At 48.1% G+C, this 20,458-nt stretch carries 20 protein-coding genes; 2 read left to right on the top strand and 18 right to left on the bottom strand.

Annotated elements, in window-relative coordinates; translation table 11 throughout:
- Window positions 1-18 precede the first annotated feature (18 nt).
- From KVT36_RS13720 to KVT36_RS33165, 17 genes are all read right to left on the bottom strand, one after another.
- The gene (locus KVT36_RS13720; protein WP_217604077.1) at window positions 19-645 is read right to left on the bottom strand and encodes a hypothetical protein; all 627 of its coding nucleotides are present in this window, start codon (window positions 643-645) and stop codon (window positions 19-21) included.
- Complete coding sequence (locus tag KVT36_RS13715; protein ID WP_217604076.1) at window positions 642-1,898, bottom strand: NAD(P)/FAD-dependent oxidoreductase; 1,257 nt, start codon at window positions 1,896-1,898, stop codon at window positions 642-644. Before KVT36_RS13715 ends, KVT36_RS13720 begins: the two co-directional genes overlap by 4 nt.
- Window positions 1,899-1,933: 35 nt before the next feature.
- Complete coding sequence (locus KVT36_RS13710; RefSeq protein WP_217604075.1) at window positions 1,934-3,001, bottom strand: class I SAM-dependent methyltransferase; 1,068 nt, start codon at window positions 2,999-3,001, stop codon at window positions 1,934-1,936.
- 61 nt (window positions 3,002-3,062) lie between these two features.
- Entirely contained in the window at window positions 3,063-4,208 is a 1,146-nt protein-coding gene (locus KVT36_RS13705) for a beta-ketoacyl synthase (protein ID WP_217604074.1), read from the bottom strand.
- Window positions 4,205-4,624 carry a thioesterase family protein gene (locus KVT36_RS13700; RefSeq protein ID WP_217604073.1) on the bottom strand — a complete coding sequence of 140 codons (420 nt, stop codon included), beginning with the start codon at window positions 4,622-4,624 and terminating at the stop codon, window positions 4,205-4,207. The genes KVT36_RS13705 and KVT36_RS13700 overlap by 4 nt, the downstream gene beginning before the upstream one ends.
- Window positions 4,625-4,681: 57 nt before the next feature.
- A complete protein-coding gene (locus KVT36_RS13695; RefSeq protein ID WP_217604072.1) occupies window positions 4,682-5,305 on the bottom strand; it encodes a hypothetical protein in 624 nt (207 codons plus the stop codon).
- Between the two features lie 14 nt (window positions 5,306-5,319).
- Complete coding sequence (locus tag KVT36_RS13690; protein WP_217604071.1) at window positions 5,320-5,739, bottom strand: 3-hydroxyacyl-ACP dehydratase; 420 nt, start codon at window positions 5,737-5,739, stop codon at window positions 5,320-5,322.
- 24 nt (window positions 5,740-5,763) lie between these two features.
- Window positions 5,764-6,513 carry a lipid A biosynthesis acyltransferase gene (locus KVT36_RS13685; protein ID WP_254639987.1) on the bottom strand — a complete coding sequence of 250 codons (750 nt, stop codon included), beginning with the start codon at window positions 6,511-6,513 and terminating at the stop codon, window positions 5,764-5,766.
- A 125-nt stretch (window positions 6,514-6,638) separates the two neighbouring features.
- On the bottom strand, window positions 6,639-6,896 hold the full coding sequence (locus KVT36_RS13680) for an acyl carrier protein (RefSeq protein WP_217604069.1): 258 nt from the start codon (window positions 6,894-6,896) through the stop codon (window positions 6,639-6,641).
- A 192-nt stretch (window positions 6,897-7,088) separates the two neighbouring features.
- Complete coding sequence (locus KVT36_RS13675) at window positions 7,089-8,315, bottom strand: beta-ketoacyl synthase (RefSeq protein ID WP_217604068.1); 1,227 nt, start codon at window positions 8,313-8,315, stop codon at window positions 7,089-7,091.
- 68 nt (window positions 8,316-8,383) lie between these two features.
- On the bottom strand, window positions 8,384-9,112 hold the full coding sequence (gene fabG / locus KVT36_RS13670; protein ID WP_217604067.1) for a 3-oxoacyl-ACP reductase FabG: 729 nt from the start codon (window positions 9,110-9,112) through the stop codon (window positions 8,384-8,386).
- 142 nt (window positions 9,113-9,254) lie between these two features.
- On the bottom strand, window positions 9,255-10,790 hold the full coding sequence (gene hutH / locus KVT36_RS13665; protein ID WP_217604066.1) for a histidine ammonia-lyase: 1,536 nt from the start codon (window positions 10,788-10,790) through the stop codon (window positions 9,255-9,257).
- 257 nt (window positions 10,791-11,047) lie between these two features.
- Entirely contained in the window at window positions 11,048-12,346 is a 1,299-nt protein-coding gene (locus tag KVT36_RS13660; protein WP_217604065.1) for a hemolysin family protein, read from the bottom strand.
- Between the two features lie 24 nt (window positions 12,347-12,370).
- Window positions 12,371-13,108, bottom strand: coding sequence for a ZIP family metal transporter (locus KVT36_RS13655; RefSeq protein ID WP_217604064.1), 738 nt, complete (start codon window positions 13,106-13,108; stop codon window positions 12,371-12,373).
- Entirely contained in the window at window positions 13,105-13,683 is a 579-nt protein-coding gene (locus tag KVT36_RS13650; RefSeq protein WP_217604063.1) for a phosphatase PAP2 family protein, read from the bottom strand. The genes KVT36_RS13655 and KVT36_RS13650 overlap by 4 nt, the downstream gene beginning before the upstream one ends.
- Before the next feature lie 11 nt (window positions 13,684-13,694).
- Window positions 13,695-14,438, bottom strand: coding sequence for a bifunctional 2-polyprenyl-6-hydroxyphenol methylase/3-demethylubiquinol 3-O-methyltransferase UbiG (locus KVT36_RS13645; RefSeq protein ID WP_217604062.1), 744 nt, complete (start codon window positions 14,436-14,438; stop codon window positions 13,695-13,697).
- A 76-nt stretch (window positions 14,439-14,514) separates the two neighbouring features.
- Complete coding sequence (locus tag KVT36_RS33165; protein WP_217604061.1) at window positions 14,515-16,485, bottom strand: LTA synthase family protein; 1,971 nt, start codon at window positions 16,483-16,485, stop codon at window positions 14,515-14,517.
- A 281-nt stretch (window positions 16,486-16,766) separates the two neighbouring features.
- Between KVT36_RS33165 and glmM the strand changes: the two genes are divergently transcribed.
- The gene (glmM, locus tag KVT36_RS13635; protein WP_217604060.1) at window positions 16,767-18,152 is read left to right on the top strand and encodes a phosphoglucosamine mutase; all 1,386 of its coding nucleotides are present in this window, start codon (window positions 16,767-16,769) and stop codon (window positions 18,150-18,152) included.
- 93 nt (window positions 18,153-18,245) lie between these two features.
- Complete coding sequence (locus KVT36_RS13630; protein ID WP_217604059.1) at window positions 18,246-19,373, top strand: cysteine desulfurase family protein; 1,128 nt, start codon at window positions 18,246-18,248, stop codon at window positions 19,371-19,373.
- A gap of 126 nt (window positions 19,374-19,499) precedes the next feature.
- Here KVT36_RS13630 and KVT36_RS13625 read toward each other — a convergent pair whose 3' ends face one another.
- Window positions 19,500-20,333, bottom strand: a complete 834-nt coding sequence (locus tag KVT36_RS13625) for a DUF3800 domain-containing protein (RefSeq protein WP_217604058.1) — start codon at window positions 20,331-20,333, stop codon at window positions 19,500-19,502.
- Window positions 20,334-20,458: the final 125 nt, after the last annotated feature.

Here is a 20,458-nt window from a genome sequence, read left to right as displayed (position 1 = left end):
GTAATTTTAGATTTTAGATTACGATTTCAGATCGTAGATCTTTTTCATTTCTTCTACAGTGAGCAACTTACTTTCTTCCCGCTGCTGCCTTTCTACCAGGTACAACACCACCTCGTACTGCTGTTCCATCACCTCTACCCAGCCGCAAAGACAGGCAGTGGCAGCGCCGGTATCCAGCAGTATCTGCGCATAGGCCATTATCTGCCGCGCATCAAAACCACCGGTAGTAAAAAAAATATGTTCTCCCTTAAAGCCATGGCGGATGCATATTTCCCCTATTACAATATTAGCCAGGGTATATACAAACAGCGCAGGGCTGGGAATATCCTTTACCGTATTGTAGTAACGCAGATCTGTATCCAGGCTGGCGCTGCGGTTGCTAAGCACAATAGCCACCTGCTCAGGTAAATGATCTTCTACCGGTGCAGTGCGCAATAATACTTCCGCAGCCAGCCAGCCCAGCTTGCTGAGCGCATCCATTTTATGGAACTTAGGGTACTGTCCGGAAAAACGGTCATACCCCTTACGCAGGAAATCAGTAAGCTCCGCACCCGGCGCATCCTGCCACAGCAGGCTGCCGTTGCTGAACACCTGCTGATCCCTGATCACACAGCTTGCTGTAATATATGCGTTAGCGTTACTCAATGTTCATCTTTCAGTTTATCCAGCTTGCCCATTACTTCAATGGTGCGGGCCAGGCGTTTAAGCACCGTATCATGATTGCTCACAAAAGGGTTGCTCATATCCCATACATAACCTGCCAGCACGGAACAGATCTGCTGTTTTACCAGCGGGTCAGGATTCTTTTTAAAGAAAATGGTATCCAGCGTACCTTCATACCAGGCCATTACATAAGAGCGGAATGTGTTTACACCTTGCATAGTGGGGGCCATGTATTCAGCTTCCCAATCTACCGCTTCTCCTTTCAGCTTACGGATCACCAGCTTGGAGGCCGTTTGGCTGGACACGCAGGCCAAAGTTACGCCAGATGAAAAGATCGGGTCCAGGAATTCTGTTACATTGCCTGTAAGCACAAAACCATCCCCATAAAACTTATCGGTAGTGGCCGACCAGGATTCCAGGATCCGCGGCTCAAATACCAGCGGCACATCCCTGAAACGCTCCCTGGTATAGGGCTCTGCTTCCAGCAGAGCGCGGTATTGCTGCTCTGGCGTACCGGGGTACTGTGAAAAAAATTCCGGATCGCCCACAAATCCCAGGGAGGTAACCCCGGTGGAAAAGGGAATGATCCAGATCCACACGCCTGGCTTGTGCACCACCGCGGTAATACGGTTCGGCTCATCGGCCATGGAGCGGCGAATATCATTGGTATGTGCAAACAGCGCTTTACGCGGCTGCATCACAGAATTTTTTTCCAGGTTGAAAAGGCGGGGTATTACCCGGCCATAACCACTGCCATCTACAATAAAGCGGGCCTGTATCTCCTGCTGGTTACCCTGCGTATCTTCTACCGTAGTTACACTGTCAGACCCGTTAAAACGTATACCGGTTACCGTAGTTTCATAGGCTACAGGTATACCCATGCTCTCACAGGTATCCGCCAGTGTTTTATCAAAATCGGCCCGGGTTACCTGCCAGGTCCAGTCCCAGCCCGGCGTATACTGTTCTTTAAAAGTAAAATCACATACGCCATCGCCTTTTACGAACTTGGCGCCGGATTTCTGCTGAAAGCCCTTTGTGCTGATAGCATCAATGAAACCGGCTTCCTGCAAGGCTTCCATACTACGGGGCAACAGGCTTTCACCGATCACGAACCGCGGAAACTTTTGCTTCTCCACGATCTTTACCTTATAACCCGCCTGGTGAATAATAGATGCTGCCACGGTGCCTGCAGGCCCCGCGCCAATTACCAACACATCTACTTGCTCTGTTTTCATCTGTAACAATTTATAGGTAGGAGTTAATTAAAGGCTTATGCTTTTACACATTTTAATAAGGTATAGCTTAATCCCATCTGGTTATTCTCATCTACAACCTGCAGGCCTGCGTTTTGAATGCACTGGAAAAATTCATCCGTATGGTACATCTGGCTGTTGCCATTGGCCATAGCGGTAAAATACAGGGAGGTTTGCTGTAAGCAGAAAGCTGCAGATTTAAATACCTGCCGGTTCCAGAATGGTTCCAGTATATAAATTGCGCCATTGGGTGTAAGCGCTTCCCGGCAGCGTTTTAAAATAGATTCGATCTCCGGTTCGGAAAAACAGTCCAGGAACTGGCTCATCCAGATCACGTCAAAGCCCTGCGGAAAAGGCAGGCTTTCATCCAGTATGTTGGCTTCGTGGAAAAACACACGATCAGCCACGCCGGCATCCTTCACCCTTTGCTGTGCAATGGCTATTTCACCCGGCAGGTCAAACATGGTTACCTGTACTTCTTTATCGTAAGCGGTGCTGGCCAGCGTCCATTTACCGGTATTGCCGCCAATGTCCAGCAGCCTGCGGGGCTTATCTTTAAACACAATGGGAAGGGCCTGCGGAAAAGCAAGGTCAGAGTAATAGTGATCAAAATCAAACCAGCTTTTGCCTATTTCCGGCGGCAGCAAAGGCAAACCGGGATAAATAGTATCCCAGGGACCCAGCTCCTTTAACCCGGCGGGGCGGCCTTCTTCCAGGCTGTCCTTCAGGTGGTACATGCCTTTGTAACAGATGTCCTGCACAAAATCCATGTTAATACGGGTGAGCTGATCATGCTCAATGAAATATCCTGTTTTGGTAAGGGAGTATCTTTTGTTGTTAACGATCAGCAGCTCCATGCCCAGGCCGGCTTCCAGCAATACGCGGATGGCGTAGCGCGACAGCTTTACTTCCTGCATGATCTCTTCAATGGTTAATCCGTTGGTGCCGCTTTTGCTCACCATCTTTAAGATGCCAAAATCCCGCAGGGCGCGGGAAGCCTGGAAAGCCACAGGAGCAAAGGCAAGCTGCAGGGCGGCTTCTTTGGCCTGCAATGCTGTTTTCGTTTCTTTGGTGAAAAATTCCATTATTATGATTTACGATTTTAGATCCTGGACTTACGATTTATGTAAATCTTTAATCGTTCTTTTATTTCTTTGAAAAAACCATTGCGGCATTACACCCTCCAAAACCAGATACTGTTTTCAGGTAATGCTGCATAGGCTGCCGGGTTAAGGTGCTGCTTACATTCACCGGCAAACTTACGCCCAGCTGCTCAAAACCCAGGGTAGGTATAACGGTTTGCTGCTGCAATGCATGCATGCCTATAATGGCTTCTATTAAACCGGCGGCGCCCAGCGTATGCCCGTAATAACCTTTAAAGCTATTTACCGGCCTGTCCTGCAAACCGGCCAGGTGTAAGGCTTTGGCCTCCATTTCATCATTATATAGCGTAGCAGTGCCGTGGGCCGATACAAATCCTATATCTGCCGGGGTAAGCCCGCTGTTTAACATTGCATGGCGCATGGCCATTCCCAGTTCCGCACCGGTACGTGAGGGGCCGGAAATATGGTTGGCATCATTACTCACGGAGCCCGCATTGACCACCACTGCATTTGCAGGCGCTAACGACGGCTGGTTAGTGAGTATTACGGTGGCTGCCCCCTCCCCTAACGTAACGCCTTTACGCGCTGCATCAAAAGGGCGGCAGGGCTCATTACTTACTGCCTGGAATGATTGAAAACCGGACAGCACAAATTGCGTAACCACATCGGCGCCGGTAACCACCGCATGATCATATAAACCTGCTGTTATTAAACGTTTGGCTGTTAAAATAGCCAGCAGCCCGGATATGCAGGCATTGCTCACTACCAGCGGCGCTGCGGTGAAATTGAAATATGCAGCTACCTTTTTAGCCGTAGCAAACAATTCCATTTCCCCTAAAGGCGGTTGTGCAGGCTGTTGTTCCAGCAGCTCAATATTCCCTTTGGTGGTAGATACAATGAAGGCGGTACGCCCGTTAGTAATATCTAAATTGGTTTGCCCCAATGCTTCCTGAACAGATAGTATCAGCAGCTGCTCAAACTTCGTATACCCTTCCAGGTTACTACCGTTACTATAGGCTTCCAGCTGCCCGGGGGCCATGATTGCAGCATAAAAATCAGCGGGGGATAATAAGCGGTTATGCTGTAGCTGAATACCGCTTTTGCCCTGGCATACGGCAGCAAAATTCTCTGCTGCTGTACGGCCCAGTGGCGCCACAATATTATCTGCTATTACATATACCTTACTCATAATAATCCACACTGTTTCTTCCACGCTTCAAAAAACGGAGGTATTGTTAATTGCAGCGAGGAAGTGGCCGTATCCAAAAAAACCTGTACAGAGGACCCATCTGCTACCAGCTCACTGGTAGCGGGGTTGTACAGGCGGTACGTAAATTTAATTTTAGCGGCAGGCGTATCCACATAATTCACTTCCACTATTACCCGGTCGCCATAACGGAGCGAGCGTTTATAATTGCATTCCACCTTCACTACCGGCACTGTGTAGCCGTAATTAAAAATATCCAGGTAGCGCAGACCGTATTTTTCGCCAAATGCTTCCCGTCCATCTTCAAAATACCGTATATAATGCCCGTGCCATACAATACCCAGTGGATCTGCTTCATTAAACTTTACCAGTATGTTGGCCCGCTCTGTTAACTCCATGCTTTATGCTTTACAGTTAACGGCCCCGGTTTGTAAACCGGAGCCGTTAATCCAGGATCAATTCTTTGCTTTCCAGTCTTTATACTTATGCTTCTCCACCTCTTCCAGCACCTTATGTATGGTATAGGCCCAGTAGTTACGGAACCCAAAACCCTGTGCCTTCCCTTCTATTTTTTCTGCCAGCAGCACTTTTTTAGTGCCCATATCTACCAGCGTTACATATACATTCGCCGCTTTTTCAGCCTTGCTCATACCGTCCATTACAAACAGCAGGCCCACTCCTTTTTTACCGTTAAAGTTGTAGCCCTTTACCAGCTTCTCTACATCTTCCTGTTTCAGGCGGTTGTAGTCGGAAGCATTATCAGACTTCAGGGTGGCGGTATTGGTGGTTTCGTTGTGTTTGTTCACCAGGGCCAGGTCTGTGTTTACCGTTTTGTGGAAAGCGCCTGCAATATCATATTTCTTGGGCTCATTCACCACTACTGCGTTAATAGCGGGAAAATTACGGTCGCGCATGTCATTGGCATCCGTAACCGGTTCTCCGATCACCCTGGCCTGTGTAAAGTCAATACCCAGGTAGGTCAGGGGCTCACCGGAGGAGAAAAAATCTTTCAAGGTTTGCGCCTGTAAGCTTACAACGGACAGCGTGGCGGCCAACAATAAGGAAAAGTGTTTGTGCATAACTTTTACTGTATTTAGGGGGTTATGAAAATCTTCATTTCGCATTGGGCCATCAGCTTCCCGTTCCAGGTTACTTTGCCGGTAACCATGGTGGCGTTAAAAACAGCATGGCCTACCTGTGTGGTGGTTTCTATAAACGCGCCGGCCGGGGGCAGCTCAAATATTTCCAGATCTTTTACGGCGCCAATATAACCCATGGGCACCGGCTCATTATCCTGCATGGCCTGGTAACCGGCACTGGCCGCCGCCGTTTGCGCTATATTTTCCATCAGCCCCGGCGGGGTAAGCACCCCATCCTGTACAAAAATATTATCCGCGCTTATATGCAGGCCGCTGCGGGTATAGGGGCCTGCTGCTTCCAATATGCCACTGATCATTACAATGGGCGCCCGTTGTGGAATATAATGTATAATATGATCTGAATGAATGAACATCAAGCTTTGTAGTTATTGTTATGGTTACTCCCAGAAATCGTAATAGTTAAACCATTGCTCCGGATACTGCCGTACCTTTTCTTCCATCACATGAACAAAATCCTGTACGGCTTCCTGCACCCCCTGTTTCCTGCGGCCATGGTATTCCCGGGGCGGGGTAGCAAACAGGTGATAGTGGGTAGCAGATTCCTTAAATGCAAATACCAATGATACCGGTACCCGGAAAGTGGCCGCCAATAAAAAAGGCCCGGCCGGGAACCGCGCATTACTACCTAAAAACAATGCGGTTTCCGTTTTGTTGCCTTCCAGGAACCGGTCTGCATGCATACACACCAGCTCGTTATTACTCAACGCATCATTAATAGCGTAAATGTGCGATAAATCATCCTTAATTACAATAACATTTACATTCCGCTCACCGGTAACCGAGGAAAGGTATTGTTTGATACGCTCATGCTCCCCGTCGAACATCACAATATTAATGCGGGTTTCCAGCCGTTTAAACAGGTGGCCGGCCACTTCCCAGTTGCCCAGGTGTGCGCTTAATAATATACCACCCTTCCCGGCTGCTATCAGCTGCCGTAAATGGTGCTCCCCGTCAAACTGGAATGTAAATCTATTGGGGATGCCGGCCATTACCACCACCTTATCTATCAGCGTTTGCCCGAACACGTAATAATTACGGTATACACTGCGCAAAGAACGCCACCAGCCATAACCTATCCTGGTACGAAAATATCTGAAGATGGGTCTTGAAGAACTGTGGGAAAACAAAAAATAATATCCTGCCACACACCTTAAGAGCGCATAAGCCGGCCAGATCCCCCCATAACGCAAGATGTCAATGAATATCCGGTATCCTAGCTTATTGCCTTTAGACTTCCCCTGCCACGATGGCATTATACCAGCTCTTTTTGTTTTAAACAACGGGCTACATAATCATAAAAATCCTGGAAGGTAACAATGCTCTGAAAATCTTCCGGATTCACTTTAAACCCGAAATTATTTTCAATTACCACAACCAGGTCTATGTAGTCCAGACTGTCCAGCTCCAGGGTTGATTTGAGGTTAGCTTCAGGCGCAATTTTCGCGGGGTCCGCTTCAAACTCCTCAATGAGGAACGCATTTGTGGTTTGTATGATCTCTTTAATGTCCATAATAGTGTAACTCTATCAGTATAGGTTGATTAAAAAATAAAAAGTGTGAACGGTTATTCCTAAACCCAATTACAATGGTAAATTGTACTCAAAGTTAATAATATATTATAAGTTATCACAAAGGCCGTTCGCCGGGCCGGGGTTATACTACTGCTGGGCTACACGAATTAGGACCAAACGATTGAAATACAGCTATTTCCCCTCCCATTTCCGAACGATGAGGGAGGAATTCGTCCCCCCAAAACCAAAGGAATTAGACAAAAATATATTAAAATCTTTATTAATAGTGCGATCCGCAATATTTAATCTGGCGGCATCCTCATCAGGGTTTTCCAGATTAATATTAGGGGCTATGAACCCGTGCTGCATCATCAGCATGGAATACACAATCTCACTGGCGCCTGCCATCCAGCACTCATGCCCCGTCATTGACTTGGTAGAGCTGATGTAGGGATTGGATGATCCGAACACCTCGTACAGCGCTTTGGCCTCACTGGCATCACCTGCCGGTGTAGAAGTGGCGTGGGCGTTGATGTACGGGATATCGCCGGGCTGCATGCCGGCATCTTTCAAAGCTATTTGTAACGATCTTACAGGCCCTTCTACTGTTGGGTTGGAGATATGTGCCCCGTTGGAGGAAAAACCATATCCCAGCACCTCGCCCAGGATAGTGGCGCCCCTGCGTTGTGCAGATTCCAGGCTTTCCAGTATAACGGTGGCTGCGCCGCCGCTGGGTACCAGCCCATCCCGGTCCCGGTCAAAGGGGCGGGAGGCTTTTTCCGGCTCATTTTCCCGCATGGAAAAGGTGGCAATACCGTCAAAATTGCCCATGGCATACTTATTTACTTCCTGTGCGCCACCACAGATCACACAATCCTGCATACCGTTCTTGATGAACATATAACCCAATCCAATGGCATGTGAGCCGCTGGCGCAAGCCGCGCTTACGCTGAAGTTAACGCCCCGCAGCTTGAAAATGGTGGCCAGGTTCATATTCACGGTAGAGTTCATGGTCTGGAACACAGAACCGGAACCTACCAGCATGGTATCTTTCTTCTCACGGATCACGTCCATGCTTTCTATCACGGCACGGGCGGTACTGTCGTTGCCGAACAGTAGTCCGATATCGGTACGTTCTATATAATCGGGATCAATGCGTGCCTGGGCTAACGCCTCTACGGTGCTTACATATGCAAACTCGGCCTGCTCCGGCATCGTAAGTCGCGCACGCCGGTCCAGCAATCCTTTTAAATTGGGCCGTTCAATAGCACCGGTTAGTGCGGAACGGTAACCAAAGGCTTTTCTTTCCGGGTCCATAACAATGCCTGACTTACCCTGATACAGCGAGTCCCGGACTTCCGCCTGGTCCTTCCCTATACAGGAATAAATTCCCATGCCCGTAATCACTACTCTGTTCATATCATAGCTGTTAGCTGTTAGCTATTAGCCGTTAGCTAACAGCTAACAGCCAATGGCTAACGGCTTATTTATGTATATAGTCCTCCGTTAATAGACAGCACCTCTCCGGTAATATACCCGGATGCTTTGGAGGCAAAGAAGCCCACGGCATCCGCCACCTCTTCTGCCGTACCAAAACGGTTCATGGGTATTTGCGCAGCCAGCTCCTTTTCATTCAGCTCCGCTGTCATGTCTGTTTTAATAAAGCCGGGCGCCACGGCATTCACCGTTACGCCCCGTTTGGCCACTTCCTGCGCCAGGGCCTTGGTAGCGCCAATTACGCCTGCTTTGGCAGCGGAGTAATTGGTTTGCCCCGGCAGCCCTTTAATGCCTGACAGGGAAACAATGTTAATGATACGCCCGTAGCGCTTCAGCAACATATTATTCAGCACCTGCTTGGTTACATAAAAGAACCCATTCAGGCTGCTGTTCAGCACATTGTGCCATTGGGTGCTGTTCATCCAGAACAGCAGGTTATCTTCCCGGATGCCGGCATTGTTCACCAATACCTGCACCTGTTTATCTTTATTGTTTTCCAGCCAGGCACCTAATGCGGCCTGTACCTCCTCCTCATTCCCTACATCAAACTGCAGCAGCTCACCATCGCTGCCTTTAGCCCGCACTGCATCCAGGGTTTCCTGTGCCGCTGCGGTATTGCCTTTGAAATTAATGATCACATGATAACCCAGTTCGGCCATCTTTATACATATTGCCCTGCCTATTCCTCTTGACCCGCCGGTTACTAAAGCACAGTTCATGGTTAATTACGAATTATTCAATTACGAAATGCGAAGCATTCATGAATGCCATTGAAAATAATTATGATTATGAATAATTACGAATGTGGTGCATCATTTGGCAAATACCAGCACATTAGCACATTTCCAATCATCCGCACATTTACACACTTACCGGTACCTGCTGCACCAGGTATTCCTTGATCTTTTGCAGATCTTTATACCGGGGGCTGTCCTCAATAAATTTAGGAAAAATAGCCCTTACTTCCCGGTAAATACGTTGGGAGAAGGAGGACAATCTATCCTGGCAGTTCAGGTAATCAACCGCCTGCAGCATGGTCATAACCTGTATGGCCAGCACCTCAAACGTGTTTTCTATTACCTTATTGGCCATCAGCGCGGCATTGCAGCCCATGCTCACAATATCCTGGTTATCATTATTATTGGGAATGCTGTGCACATACATGGGGAACGAAAGCGTTTGGTTCTCCGCCACCGTGGAGGTAGCCGTGAACTGTACACCCTGCATACCAAAGTTAAAGCCCAGCTTACCCAGGTTCATAAAAGGCGGGAACTTGTGGTTCAGCTTTTCATTCAACAGGTAGTTCAGCTGCCGTTCAGATAACATACTCAGCTTGGTGATGGCAATCTTCAGCTTATCCATTTCCAGGGAAATATAATCCCCGTGGAAGTTACCGCCATGGAATACATTCTGGTGATGGTGGTCCACTACCGGGTTATCACTTACGGAGTTCAGCTCATGCACCACTACTTTTTCCGCATGCACCAGCGTATCATACACCGGGCCCAGGATCTGGGGCACGCAGCGCAGGGAGTAGTATTCCTGCACCTTATCCTTAAAGATCTCTTCTTCCAGCTCTTTGTACAAATGATCCGGGCGGTGGCGCACCATTTTGCTATCCTTCAGCACATCGCGCATTACCGCGGCTACCCGGTTCTGGCCTTCATGTTTTTTCACCACATTCAGCTCGTACGACAAATGATCATCAAACGCTTCCACAATTTCATTGATCATGGCAGAGAGAATGCAGCTCCAGCCCAGCAGCTTCTTGGCTTCTATCAGGTTTACCAGGCCCACACCCGTCATGGCAGAGGTACCGTTAATAACGGCCAGCCCTTCGCGGATGTGTACTTTCATAGGCTGTAAGCTCAGGCGGGCAAATACTTCGGCCGTTGGCTGTATCTTATCTTCATACCATACCTCTCCTTCACCTATCAGCACCAGCGCCAGGTGCGCCAGCTGTACCAGGTCGCCGCTGGCGCCAACCCCGCCATGCTCAAACACACACGGATATACGTTCTTATTGATCAGATCCCTTAATAACTTCACCACATCCGGGTGTACACCGGAATGCGCCTGCATAAAGCTGCTCAGGCGCGCTATCATCAATCCTTTGGTTAACAGCGGGGGCATACACTTACCGGCGCCGGAGCTATGGCTGCGTATAAGGTTATACTGCAGCTGCAGGGTATCTGCCTCCGGTATGCGGTATTGCGCCATAGGCCCAAAACCCGTGTTAATACCGTAGATCAGCTTTTTGGCTGAGAATTTTTGCAGGAACGAAAAGTTTTCCTGTACCTGCTGTAAAGCAGCTTCTTCCAGCTCCAATGTTTCTTGCCCGAATAAAATCCGGTACACTTCATCTAAGGAAAGCGCCTTACTTCCTACTGGGATCATTATTTTAAATTAAATTATTTATTATATGTAAAAACGCACAAAAATAATACAAAGCTGGAAAAAACCTAAAAAAAGTCCGTGGTCCATTGTCCGTGGCCCCTTGCCATACCCTTATAATACATGTAATTACGCAAAAGGCCGTGGACTGTGAACCGTGGACTGTAGCCCATAGTCAGGCTCCATAGCTGCTCCCTTATTTGTACATGTAACTCCGTAAAAGGCCGTGGACCGTGGACTGTGGCCCATGGACTAAAAACTTACTCCTCCTCCTTTTCCCTTGGTACGGGCGTATATACCAATACTTTGTCTATACGATGAACATCCATATCCACAATCTCAAAGGTAAATCCTCTCCAGTCAAATTTCTCACCTGTTTGGGGGATGTGTTCCAGGTGATGCAGTATAAAACCTGCCAGGGTATCAAACTCCTGCTCAAACTCTGCCATCCAGTCCTCCTTATCAAACTCGCTCAGAAAGTCGTAGAAGGGGATCTGGGCATCTATCAGGTAAGAGCCATCATCCCGCTTGGTCATTTCATAGTCATCATGCTGCCCGGTTTCCGGCATATCGCCTACAATGGCTTCCAGGATATCGTTCAGGGTGATCATCCCCAGGAAAGTACCGTATTCATCCACTATGAAAGCCGCATGGATCTGTGTTTCCTTGAATTTTTCCAGCACCTGGTAGGCGCTGTTATTTTCCGGAACAAACAGGGGTTTACGGATAATGGGTTTCAGCTCGTAGCTGTTGCTGGACGCGGCTGCATACAGGTCTTTAATAGAGATAATACCTTTTATGCTGTCTATCTGCCCTTCGCATACGGGGTATACGGAGTGCAGGCTGTGATTGATCTTACGTTTAATAACATCTGCCGGCTCATTAATATCCAGCCATACGATATCCGTACGGTGGGTCATGAGGGAGGTAATATTCCGGTCGCCCAGGTGAAATACCCGTTCAATGATCTCCTGCTCCGTTTCTTCAATAGCGCCGGAGTTGGTGCCTTCATTGATAATGGCTTTAATTTCCTCTTCCGTTACGTGCTGGTCTGAGCCTTTGAGCTTAAAGATCTTTACGATCACGTTGGTGGATACCGTTAACAGGGCAATGAACGGAAAAGTGATCTTGGATACCCAGCTCATGGGCCTGGCTACTGCTTTGGCAATAGCTTCCGGCCGGGCCATACCCAGCCGTTTGGGCACCAGCTCACCCAGCACCAGTGAAAAGTAGGTGATCACTATTACGATAATGCCGGTGGCAATACCGCTGGCATAGGGGCGCAGCAGGTCCATTTGCCCAACAAACGCTACCAGGTCCGATTTCAGCTTTTCACCGGAGTAAATACCGGTTAAGATGCCGATAAGGGTAATGCCTATTTGTACGGTGGAGAGGAATTTATCCGGATTATTAGCCAGTTTCAGGGCAGCCTTTGCCTGCTCATCGCCTTTACCGGCCTGGTGTTCCAGCCGGACTTTACGTGCAGAAACCAGGGCGATCTCTGACATTGAGAACAGACCATTAAGTAAGATCAGGATGAGGATAATGACGACTTCCATGATATAAAGGCTAAAAATAAAAAATTATTCAAATATTAAGGTAAGAAATGCCAAAACAATACCAGTGGCAAACGCAAGAATCTTTCGTTTGCTTAATTCATGATGCCGGGTACCGCTTTCGTAGAAAATAGTGGTGGATATATGTACAAATGCGCCAATGACCAGCGCAGTCAGATATACCAGCGATGCATTCACCATTTGAGAATGCAGGCCCAGCTGCCCGGCCAGTACGGCTGCCAGCGGGGTTACCAGGGAAAACAGCACCAGAATGCGCCACAAACGGCCCTTAGGCTGGTGTGTGTGCATCATAACCGTCATCAGGGTCAGGGCTTCCGGCACTTTATGCGCGGCAATGCCCAGCGCCAGGGAGGGCAGGGCCGACTGATCCTGGAACCGCAGCCCCAGCGGAATACCTTCCATAAAAGCATGGATGGATAAACCCAGCAGTAAAGGTGTGATGGAAATATGGTGATGCTGCCCTTCTGCCGGCGGCAAATGGGTATGCCCGTGCTCCATACCGTGGGAAAGCTGCTGCAGAAATACCTGCAGAAAAAAACCCAGCAGCACATATACCCCGGCGGCATGTCCCAGCTCCTGGTACACTTCCGGCAGCAGGTGCATAATGGTGATGCCGAACAGGAAAGCGCCGGTAAAAGCCAGCAGGTAAATGGGTAAGTTGGGATGCAGCCGTTTAACGGTTATGGGAATGACCCCGCCGCCAATGGTAGCTGCAAATATTAATATCAAATAGCTCCAATTCATGTTGTTAGTTCTGCCTCCAGTCTGATGCGGCGTTGAAAAAAGCTGCCACTCAATAATCCGATCAAAGTGCCCAGCACGGCCCCCCCTGCTACATCCAGCGGGTAGTGCACGCCTACGTATACCTGTGCATAAGCTATCGCAAATGCCCATACGTAGAACAGCCAGGCATACTGTTTAAAAGCCGTTTTTAAAGTTAAGAAACAAAACGTTCCCAGCGCAAAGTGATTAGCGGCATGGTTAGAGGTAAAGCTGCCGCTCATGGGACAGTAGCTAACCAGCACACGTACAAACTGCTGCAGCAGCGGATCGCGGCAGGGCCGCACCCGGTTAAAGGTATCTTTCAGGAAACTGCTGCTCTGATCAGCGATCCCAAAGGAAACAATGAACAGCACCATCCAGAAAAAACCCCGCCATCCGTAATTAATTGCCACAAACAACCCTAAGAACAGGTATAACGGCGCCCAAAGGTAGGGTTCCCGTATCCAGGGCATTACCGCATCCATCCAGGGCTGCTGCCATTGGTTATTGATATGAAAAAATAATCTTAGATCCTGACGTAACAACCATTCTAGCATAAAAACTTCGTTTATCTCTTCTCCGCAATCAATATCATCCTTGGGGAACGCTGTTCATCGTACGCATTAAAATGATAATCGCCGAAAACATCCATGATCCGCAGCCCCTGTTTGGCAAACATCTTCTCAAAATCAGCCCGGGTAAAGGCATGTACGCTTTCCGTAAAAGAGGTGCGCACCATTTTCTCCTTATCCAGTATGTTGATCTGCTTCAGAAAACAGTTATGATGGAGCACCCTTTTAATGTCAAATACCACCCCTTCCAGCTCTTTTACCTCACTGGGTACCAGGTGTGCTGCCACATAAGGGCTGTTGAGGTAGTCCAGCACCAGGCGGCTGCCATGTTTCAGCGCATTTTTGAAGGTGCGCAGGGCATTGTCATTATCCCGCTGCGTATCAAAATAGCCGAAACTGGTAAAGAAATTGAACACCGCATCAAAATAGTTAATGCGGAAAGGCAGGCGCATATCATGCTGAAAAAAGCTAAGATGATCGTTTTCCAGCTTTTTGGCGGCATTAATACTGTCAATGGAAAGATCTATACCCGTAACGGTAAAGCCCTTATCTGCCAGGTATTTGGCGTGCCGCCCGCGGCCACAGGCCACATCCAGCATCAGCGCATTTGCCGGGGGCTGCAGGTAGGCCAGCAGCTTATCAATGAACATAGCGGCCTCCTTTTCATCCCGGTTGCTGTACAACACGTGATAGTAGGGGGAGTTAAACCAATCTTTGAACCACTGCTTTGCTGCTTCCATATCTTTGAGCTATTAGCTGTTGGCTCTTAGCTTTTAGCGATTGCCTGTTGCTATGGCTAAGAGCTAAGGCCAACTGCTATTTTTTATTATTAAACATCAAATATCGGGTGCTTTCATAAAACCCGTGCGTTAAATTATTGAGCGCACGGGCGGTGTCTGCATGCTGTGCCTCCACATCTTTCAGGGCGTCCCCTTTCAGGTCGTACAGCGCGGTTTTACCGGTGCCGTTGTTCACCTCAAAAAGGTATTGCTCCCCTATGACTGCGGTGCAGAACTGCAGGTTCTTAATATAGGAAATAAAAGCGTAACGGCTGCTGTAAGTTGTATCCAGCAGGTCTACGCCCAGCGTATAGTTCTTAAACGGAATGCCTGCCAGCTTAGCCACTGTAGGGTACACATCCAGCAAGCTGCCGGCGCGGGTGTTCTGCTGCGGTGTAAGGTGGCCGGGCCCGTACATGATACAGGGTACATGCTCCCCGCCGCTGCCCAGCTCATACTCAGGGAAGGGCATAAAATGGTAAGGATTGAGCGTGCAGTTATGATCGCCAAAGAACACAAAAATGGTATTATCCAGGTAGCCCCCTTCTTTGGCCAGCTGTATCAGGTGGCCCAGGTTATAGTCCAGGTAGCGTAAGGCATTAAACTGATCAATAGATATGAAACCGGCCTGTTTAAACTTGTTCATATCAATATCCTTTTCCGTTACCTTTTTAAAGTCACCGGCGCCTTTGGTGGTGGTGTAAGGCGGATGGTTATCTGCCGTTTGCAGGAAAGCAACAAAAGGCTGCTTACGCTGGTGCGCATCCTTAAAAATGGCGCTGGCTTCTGTGATCAGGTCATAGTCGGAAACGCCCCATACATCGGCCTTGGCAGCTTTAAAGTATCCCTCTTCGTATATCTTGATACCGTCTACATTATTGCTGAACACTGCGCGTATGTTGGCCCAGTTGGTATTGCCGCCCAGCAGGTAATATTTTTCATACCCTGCAAACTGGTCCATAATAATGCGCTGGTCTACCATCTGCGGGTGGCGGCTGGCGGTTTTAACCCGGGTAATATCCGGCAGGCCGGTGGTTACGCCGTACACGGTTTTGGCAGTGCTGATGGCCGGCACATAAAAGTTCCGGAACAGGATGCCGCTGTCTGCCAGCTTTTGCATGTTGGGCGTGGCCTGCATGGGATTGTTGAACATGCTGGTAACCGCTGCCCCGGTGGATTCCAGCATTACCAGCACAATGTTAGGCCGCGGTTTGTTAACGCCGGGCACTGTGCGCACATAGCTCAGCTTTTGCGCGTCCAGGCTGTCTACCCGCAGGTATTGGGCCATGTAAGGGTAATATTCACGGGTCTTTTGAAGATCGTAGGTATCGCCTTTTACGGTAAAGTTGGATACAAAGTATAATACCGGGTTCAGGGCCAGGCTGGTAATGCCATTGTCGCGGGTGAACATGGCCTGGCTCCAGCGCAGGGGAAAATAGGCAAAGTTGCCATAGATACCGGCGGCAAACAACAGCACCAGGGCGCTGATCCAGGCGGCATAACGGCCTTTGCGGATGGCTACCGCCTGCTGGCGGGCATACCGGCGGTAAGTATATACCAGCAGGCGGCTCACCAGGAACAGGAACAACGTTATACCAATGAGGCCGCGTACTACCGGGTAGCTTTGCCAAACCATCCTGGCATTATCTGCCCGCTCACCGGAAGCAAAAAAGCGGGTGATGGACGGATCCAAACGCAGGCCCAGGTAGGCATAGTGGCCCAGGTCCAGCACATACAACAGCGTTAATACCAGGTACACCAGGAACAGGTACACGAAATTCGCGCGCCGTACGGCAGCTGAAGTAAAGAACTTATTACGGGTAATAACAGCCAGTAATGCCAGCGGGATCATTAAGATGAGCGTAAGGCGCAGGTCAAACTTCAGGCCCAGGTACCATGCTTTGGCAATAATACCGCTATCTGTGATGGAGGATTTAAAGAAGAAACAGTAAAATATCAGGCGAAAAAGGGCCGTGAATATGAAAAGACAGAGTGTTTGAACAAGCACATATCGAATATACCGGGGTACATTCTTCCAAAAGTACTGCATGTAAAACGTAAGCGTTTATGTATTATTAAGTCTATTTATTATTAAAATTTTCAAAGCGTAGCTGCAAATATAGTTTATTTGATCCATTGTCGATGGTCCATAGTGTATAGCGGTTGTTCACGAAAAGTTGCGCTACAGCCGAAATACTTTATGCCAAGTGTATAGGGCAAGGACTACTAACTAAATTAATTTTCTTGCTGGTGGATTTTTTTATCTTTGCCTTCCTTAAAATTGAATTTGTGGCACTGATCAAATCGATATCCGGCATTCGTGGCACCATTGGCGGCCGCCCCGGCGAAGGACTTTCTCCCCTGGATGTAGTAAAATTTACCGCAGCATACGGCACCTGGCTAAGCAATCAGCAACCTGACAACAAAAAAGTAGTGATTGGCCGTGATGGCCGTATCTCCGGTGAAATGGTAAAGAACCTGGTAGTATCTACCCTGAACGGCTTGGGCCTGGATGTGGTAGACCTTGGTTTATCCACTACACCTACTGTTGAAATTGCTGTTAAGATGGAAAAGGCCGCCGGCGGTATCATCATTACTGCCAGCCATAATCCAAAGGAATGGAACGCGCTGAAGCTGCTGAACAGCGACGGTGAGTTTATTTCCGGCGCAGATGGTAATGCGCTGCTGGATATTGCTGAGCGGGAAGATTTCACCTTTGCAGATGTGAACAAGCTGGGTACCTATCACCAGGATGACAGCTACCTGCAAAAACATATTGACCTGGTGGTGAACTATCCACTGGTGGATGTAGCCGCCATCCGCGAACGTGATTTTAAAGTAGTGGTAGATGCCGTAAACTCTACCGGCGCCATATTTATACCCGCCCTGCTGAAAGCACTGGGTGTAAACCAGGTAGAAGTGCTTTTTGGTGAAGTGAACGGCCGTTTCAGCCACAACCCGGAACCGCTTCCCGAAAACCTGTCCGCGCTTTCAAATGAAGTAAACCGCTCCAACGCAGACCTGGGCATTGCCGTAGACCCGGATGTAGACCGCCTTTGCTTTGTATGTGAAGATGGCAGCATGTTTGGCGAAGAATATACCCTGGTGGCAGTAGCAGATTATATACTGGGTAAAAGAAAAGGGAACACCGTTTCCAACCTTTCCTCTACCCAGGCATTAAAAGATATTACGCTGAAGAATGGCGGGGAATACTACCCTTCTGCCGTAGGTGAGGTGAATGTAGTAAAGAAAATGAAGGAAGTAAATGCTGTGATAGGTGGCGAAGGCAATGGCGGTATTATTGTACCGGACCTGCACTATGGCCGCGATGCACTGATCGGCATAGGCCTGTTCCTGAGCCATATGGCGCATAGCAAAAAGAACATTAAGAACCTGCGCAACAGCTATCCTGATTACTTTATTTCCAAGAATAAGATTGAGCTGGATAAAGGCGTAAACGTAAAAACCATCTTTGAAAAAATACAGGGCAAGTACAAGAACCAGCCTACCAATACAGAAGATGGCCTGAAGATAGAGTTTGAAAAGGACTGGGTGCACCTGCGCACTTCCAATACCGAACCTATCATCCGCATTTATGCCGAAAGCCAGTTTGAAACCACGGCTGATAATATTGCCCGCCGGATTATGCAGGATATTAAGGAGTTTATGCATTAATAGGCTACGGACCGTTTTATAAAATTTTTTCGGACATTTGTGGGCGCTTTCAGAGCGCCCATTTTTATTATATCAAAAACCACCATCCACACCTTGAAAAGAATTTACTTTGACAATGCAGCAACCACACCGCTGGATAAGGCCGTGCTGGATGCAATGTTGCCGTATATGACGGATCATTTCGGCAATCCTTCCTCTATTTACTCCTACGGGCGGGAATCCCGGCTGGGTATAGAAAATGCCCGTAAAACCGTAGCAAAGATCCTGAACGCGCACCCGGGAGAGATCTTCTTTACCTCCGGCGGCACAGAAAGCAGCAATACCGCTATTAATGCCGCCATCCGCGATCTGGGCTGCCGCCACATTATTACTTCTGAGATAGAGCATCATGCCACCCTGCACAGCGTAGAACAGCTGCACAGCGGGCAAAATATTGCGCTCTCTTATGTAAATGTGCTGCCCAACGGGCATATAGACATGGAGCACCTGCGCACATTGCTGGCAGGCTCCTCCAAAAGAAGCCTGGTTACCCTGATGCATGCCAACAACGAAATTGGTAACCTGCTGGATATACACGCGGTAGGTAAGCTATGCCAGGAGTTTGATGCCATTTTCCATTCTGATACCGTACAAACCGTAGGCCACTACCCGTTTGACCTGCGCAATACGCCGGTACACTTCATTAATGGCGCCGGGCACAAGTTCCACGGCCCAAAAGGGGTAGGCATCCTGTATATTAATGAGAATGTAAAGATCACGCCTTTTATACAGGGCGGCGCGCAGGAACGTAATATGCGGGCCGGTACAGAGAACCTGTATGGCATTATTGGATTTGCCAAAGCCCTGGAGCTGGCCACCACCCATTATGAAGAGCATAGCAAGTACATTAATGACCTGCGTATGTACATGGCCGCACAATTGCAGCAGCACATACCCGGCATAAGCTTTAATGGCGACCTGCATGGGCGTAGCCTGTACACCGTGTTAAACGTATCTTTCCCTAAATCTGAAAAGAGCGAAATGATCCTCTTTAACCTGGATATAAACGGCATTTGCGCTTCCGGCGGCAGTGCCTGTACATCCGGTGCAGATGCAGGCTCCCACGTGATCCGTGCGCTGAACAGCAATCCGAACCAGATCAGTGTACGTTTTTCCTTCTCTAAAGACAATACCAAAGAGGAGATAGACCAGGTGGTAGATAAGTTGAAAGAGCTGGTATAAGTAACTTTATATATGCAAAAATCCCGGCCTGGCGGCCGGGATTTTTTTTATTTACCATAATTATATACCTTTGTATCGGTCTGTTACAATTGAAAGTCGCTCTCTGAGCGTGGCAGGGTACCCTGCTTAGGTTGCTGATGGGCCTTTTTTATTTGTGATAATTATAGCACTGGTTTTACTGTAATACATATTCTCTCCTTCTTCTATCTCCTCATCTTCATACATATCTACAACCAGTTTAATCTTATCCTTCATATAATTATAAAACCTCGTTTCACCTTTTTCAAATACCCGTTGAATGCTCCAGCACAGATAGTCTGCTACGTTTAACAACGGCTCTGTTAATTGATTCTGTACATTAAAAACTACATTGGGATTGATCACAGAATCGGGGTTTTGCTTTGTGAACCTGGCAGTGGCCTTCTGCAGGCCCAATTCAAGATTATCTTGCCGGGTGCTGGTATTCCGCTCTGCAATATTCAACACCAGCCGTTTATCAATCGTTAACTTCTCATGCAGCAAATGCGACAACAGATCCGCATAAAACTCCTTCTGGTTTGCATTATGCTTATGCACATACAGGCTGGGAATTTTGGCAGCTACCACTGCCTCAAAAGAGCAGTTCAGCGATTTAATAAAATCAAAGAACAGCTTACGCACTTCCGGCATATCATCTGTAGCATGAAAGTAAAACCCCTGCTTTTGTTTCTTTTTTTCTATGCTGCCAATACCGGTAAAGTAAGGATTGGTAATGATCTCCTGCTGTAGTTTTACTACTTCATTGCGAACAGGCTGCAGATCGCCTTCAAATTGTACCATTCCCAAAATGTAGTACTGGGAAACACCCTGCTGCCCTACAATAATTGTTTTCCCTTTACCATAAAAACAGGGGTCACCTGCTTCGTCAAGGAAATAGTGCTGCTTATGCAGCTGCGTAACAACGGAGGTAACAAGCGTCATATGTATTCGGTTGGTTTTGGTGGGTAAACAAATGACAATCAGTAATTAGTACAATATAAAGGATATTTCCACGCGAACCGTTTCCTACCCTTTTTTTCCGTAAATTTAGATAGCCTGTAAACCCA

Source organism: Chitinophaga sp. GbtcB8 (assembly GCF_019091455.1).
Lineage (GTDB): Bacteria > Bacteroidota > Bacteroidia > Chitinophagales > Chitinophagaceae > Chitinophaga.
The sequence above is the reverse complement of the archived record's forward strand: the minus strand, read 5'-3'. Positions and strand labels throughout refer to the sequence as shown.

Excerpts from the sequence above, each read along its gene's own strand:
- KVT36_RS13675 (WP_217604068.1), bottom strand. The coding sequence starts at position 8,315 with ATGAACAGAGTAGTGATTACGGGCATGGGAATTTATTCCTGTATAGGG.
- KVT36_RS13710 (WP_217604075.1), bottom strand. The coding sequence starts at position 3,001 with ATGGAATTTTTCACCAAAGAAACGAAAACAGCATTGCAGGCCAAAGAA.
- hutH (WP_217604066.1), bottom strand. The coding sequence starts at position 10,790 with ATGATCCCAGTAGGAAGTAAGGCGCTTTCCTTAGATGAAGTGTACCGG.
- KVT36_RS13700 (WP_217604073.1), bottom strand. The coding sequence starts at position 4,624 with ATGGAGTTAACAGAGCGGGCCAACATACTGGTAAAGTTTAATGAAGCA.
- KVT36_RS13660 (WP_217604065.1), bottom strand. The coding sequence starts at position 12,346 with ATGGAAGTCGTCATTATCCTCATCCTGATCTTACTTAATGGTCTGTTC.
- KVT36_RS13690 (WP_217604071.1), bottom strand. The coding sequence starts at position 5,739 with ATGTTCATTCATTCAGATCATATTATACATTATATTCCACAACGGGCG.
- KVT36_RS13680 (WP_217604069.1), bottom strand. The coding sequence starts at position 6,896 with ATGGACATTAAAGAGATCATACAAACCACAAATGCGTTCCTCATTGAG.
- KVT36_RS13645 (WP_217604062.1), bottom strand. The coding sequence starts at position 14,438 with ATGGAAGCAGCAAAGCAGTGGTTCAAAGATTGGTTTAACTCCCCCTAC.
- KVT36_RS13655 (WP_217604064.1), bottom strand. The coding sequence starts at position 13,108 with ATGAATTGGAGCTATTTGATATTAATATTTGCAGCTACCATTGGCGGC.
- KVT36_RS13705 (WP_217604074.1), bottom strand. The coding sequence starts at position 4,208 with ATGAGTAAGGTATATGTAATAGCAGATAATATTGTGGCGCCACTGGGC.
- KVT36_RS13650 (WP_217604063.1), bottom strand. The coding sequence starts at position 13,683 with ATGCTAGAATGGTTGTTACGTCAGGATCTAAGATTATTTTTTCATATC.
- fabG (WP_217604067.1), bottom strand. The coding sequence starts at position 9,112 with ATGAACTGTGCTTTAGTAACCGGCGGGTCAAGAGGAATAGGCAGGGCA.
- KVT36_RS13715 (WP_217604076.1), bottom strand. The coding sequence starts at position 1,898 with ATGAAAACAGAGCAAGTAGATGTGTTGGTAATTGGCGCGGGGCCTGCA.
- KVT36_RS13625 (WP_217604058.1), bottom strand. The coding sequence starts at position 20,333 with ATGACGCTTGTTACCTCCGTTGTTACGCAGCTGCATAAGCAGCACTAT.
- KVT36_RS13695 (WP_217604072.1), bottom strand. The coding sequence starts at position 5,305 with ATGCACAAACACTTTTCCTTATTGTTGGCCGCCACGCTGTCCGTTGTA.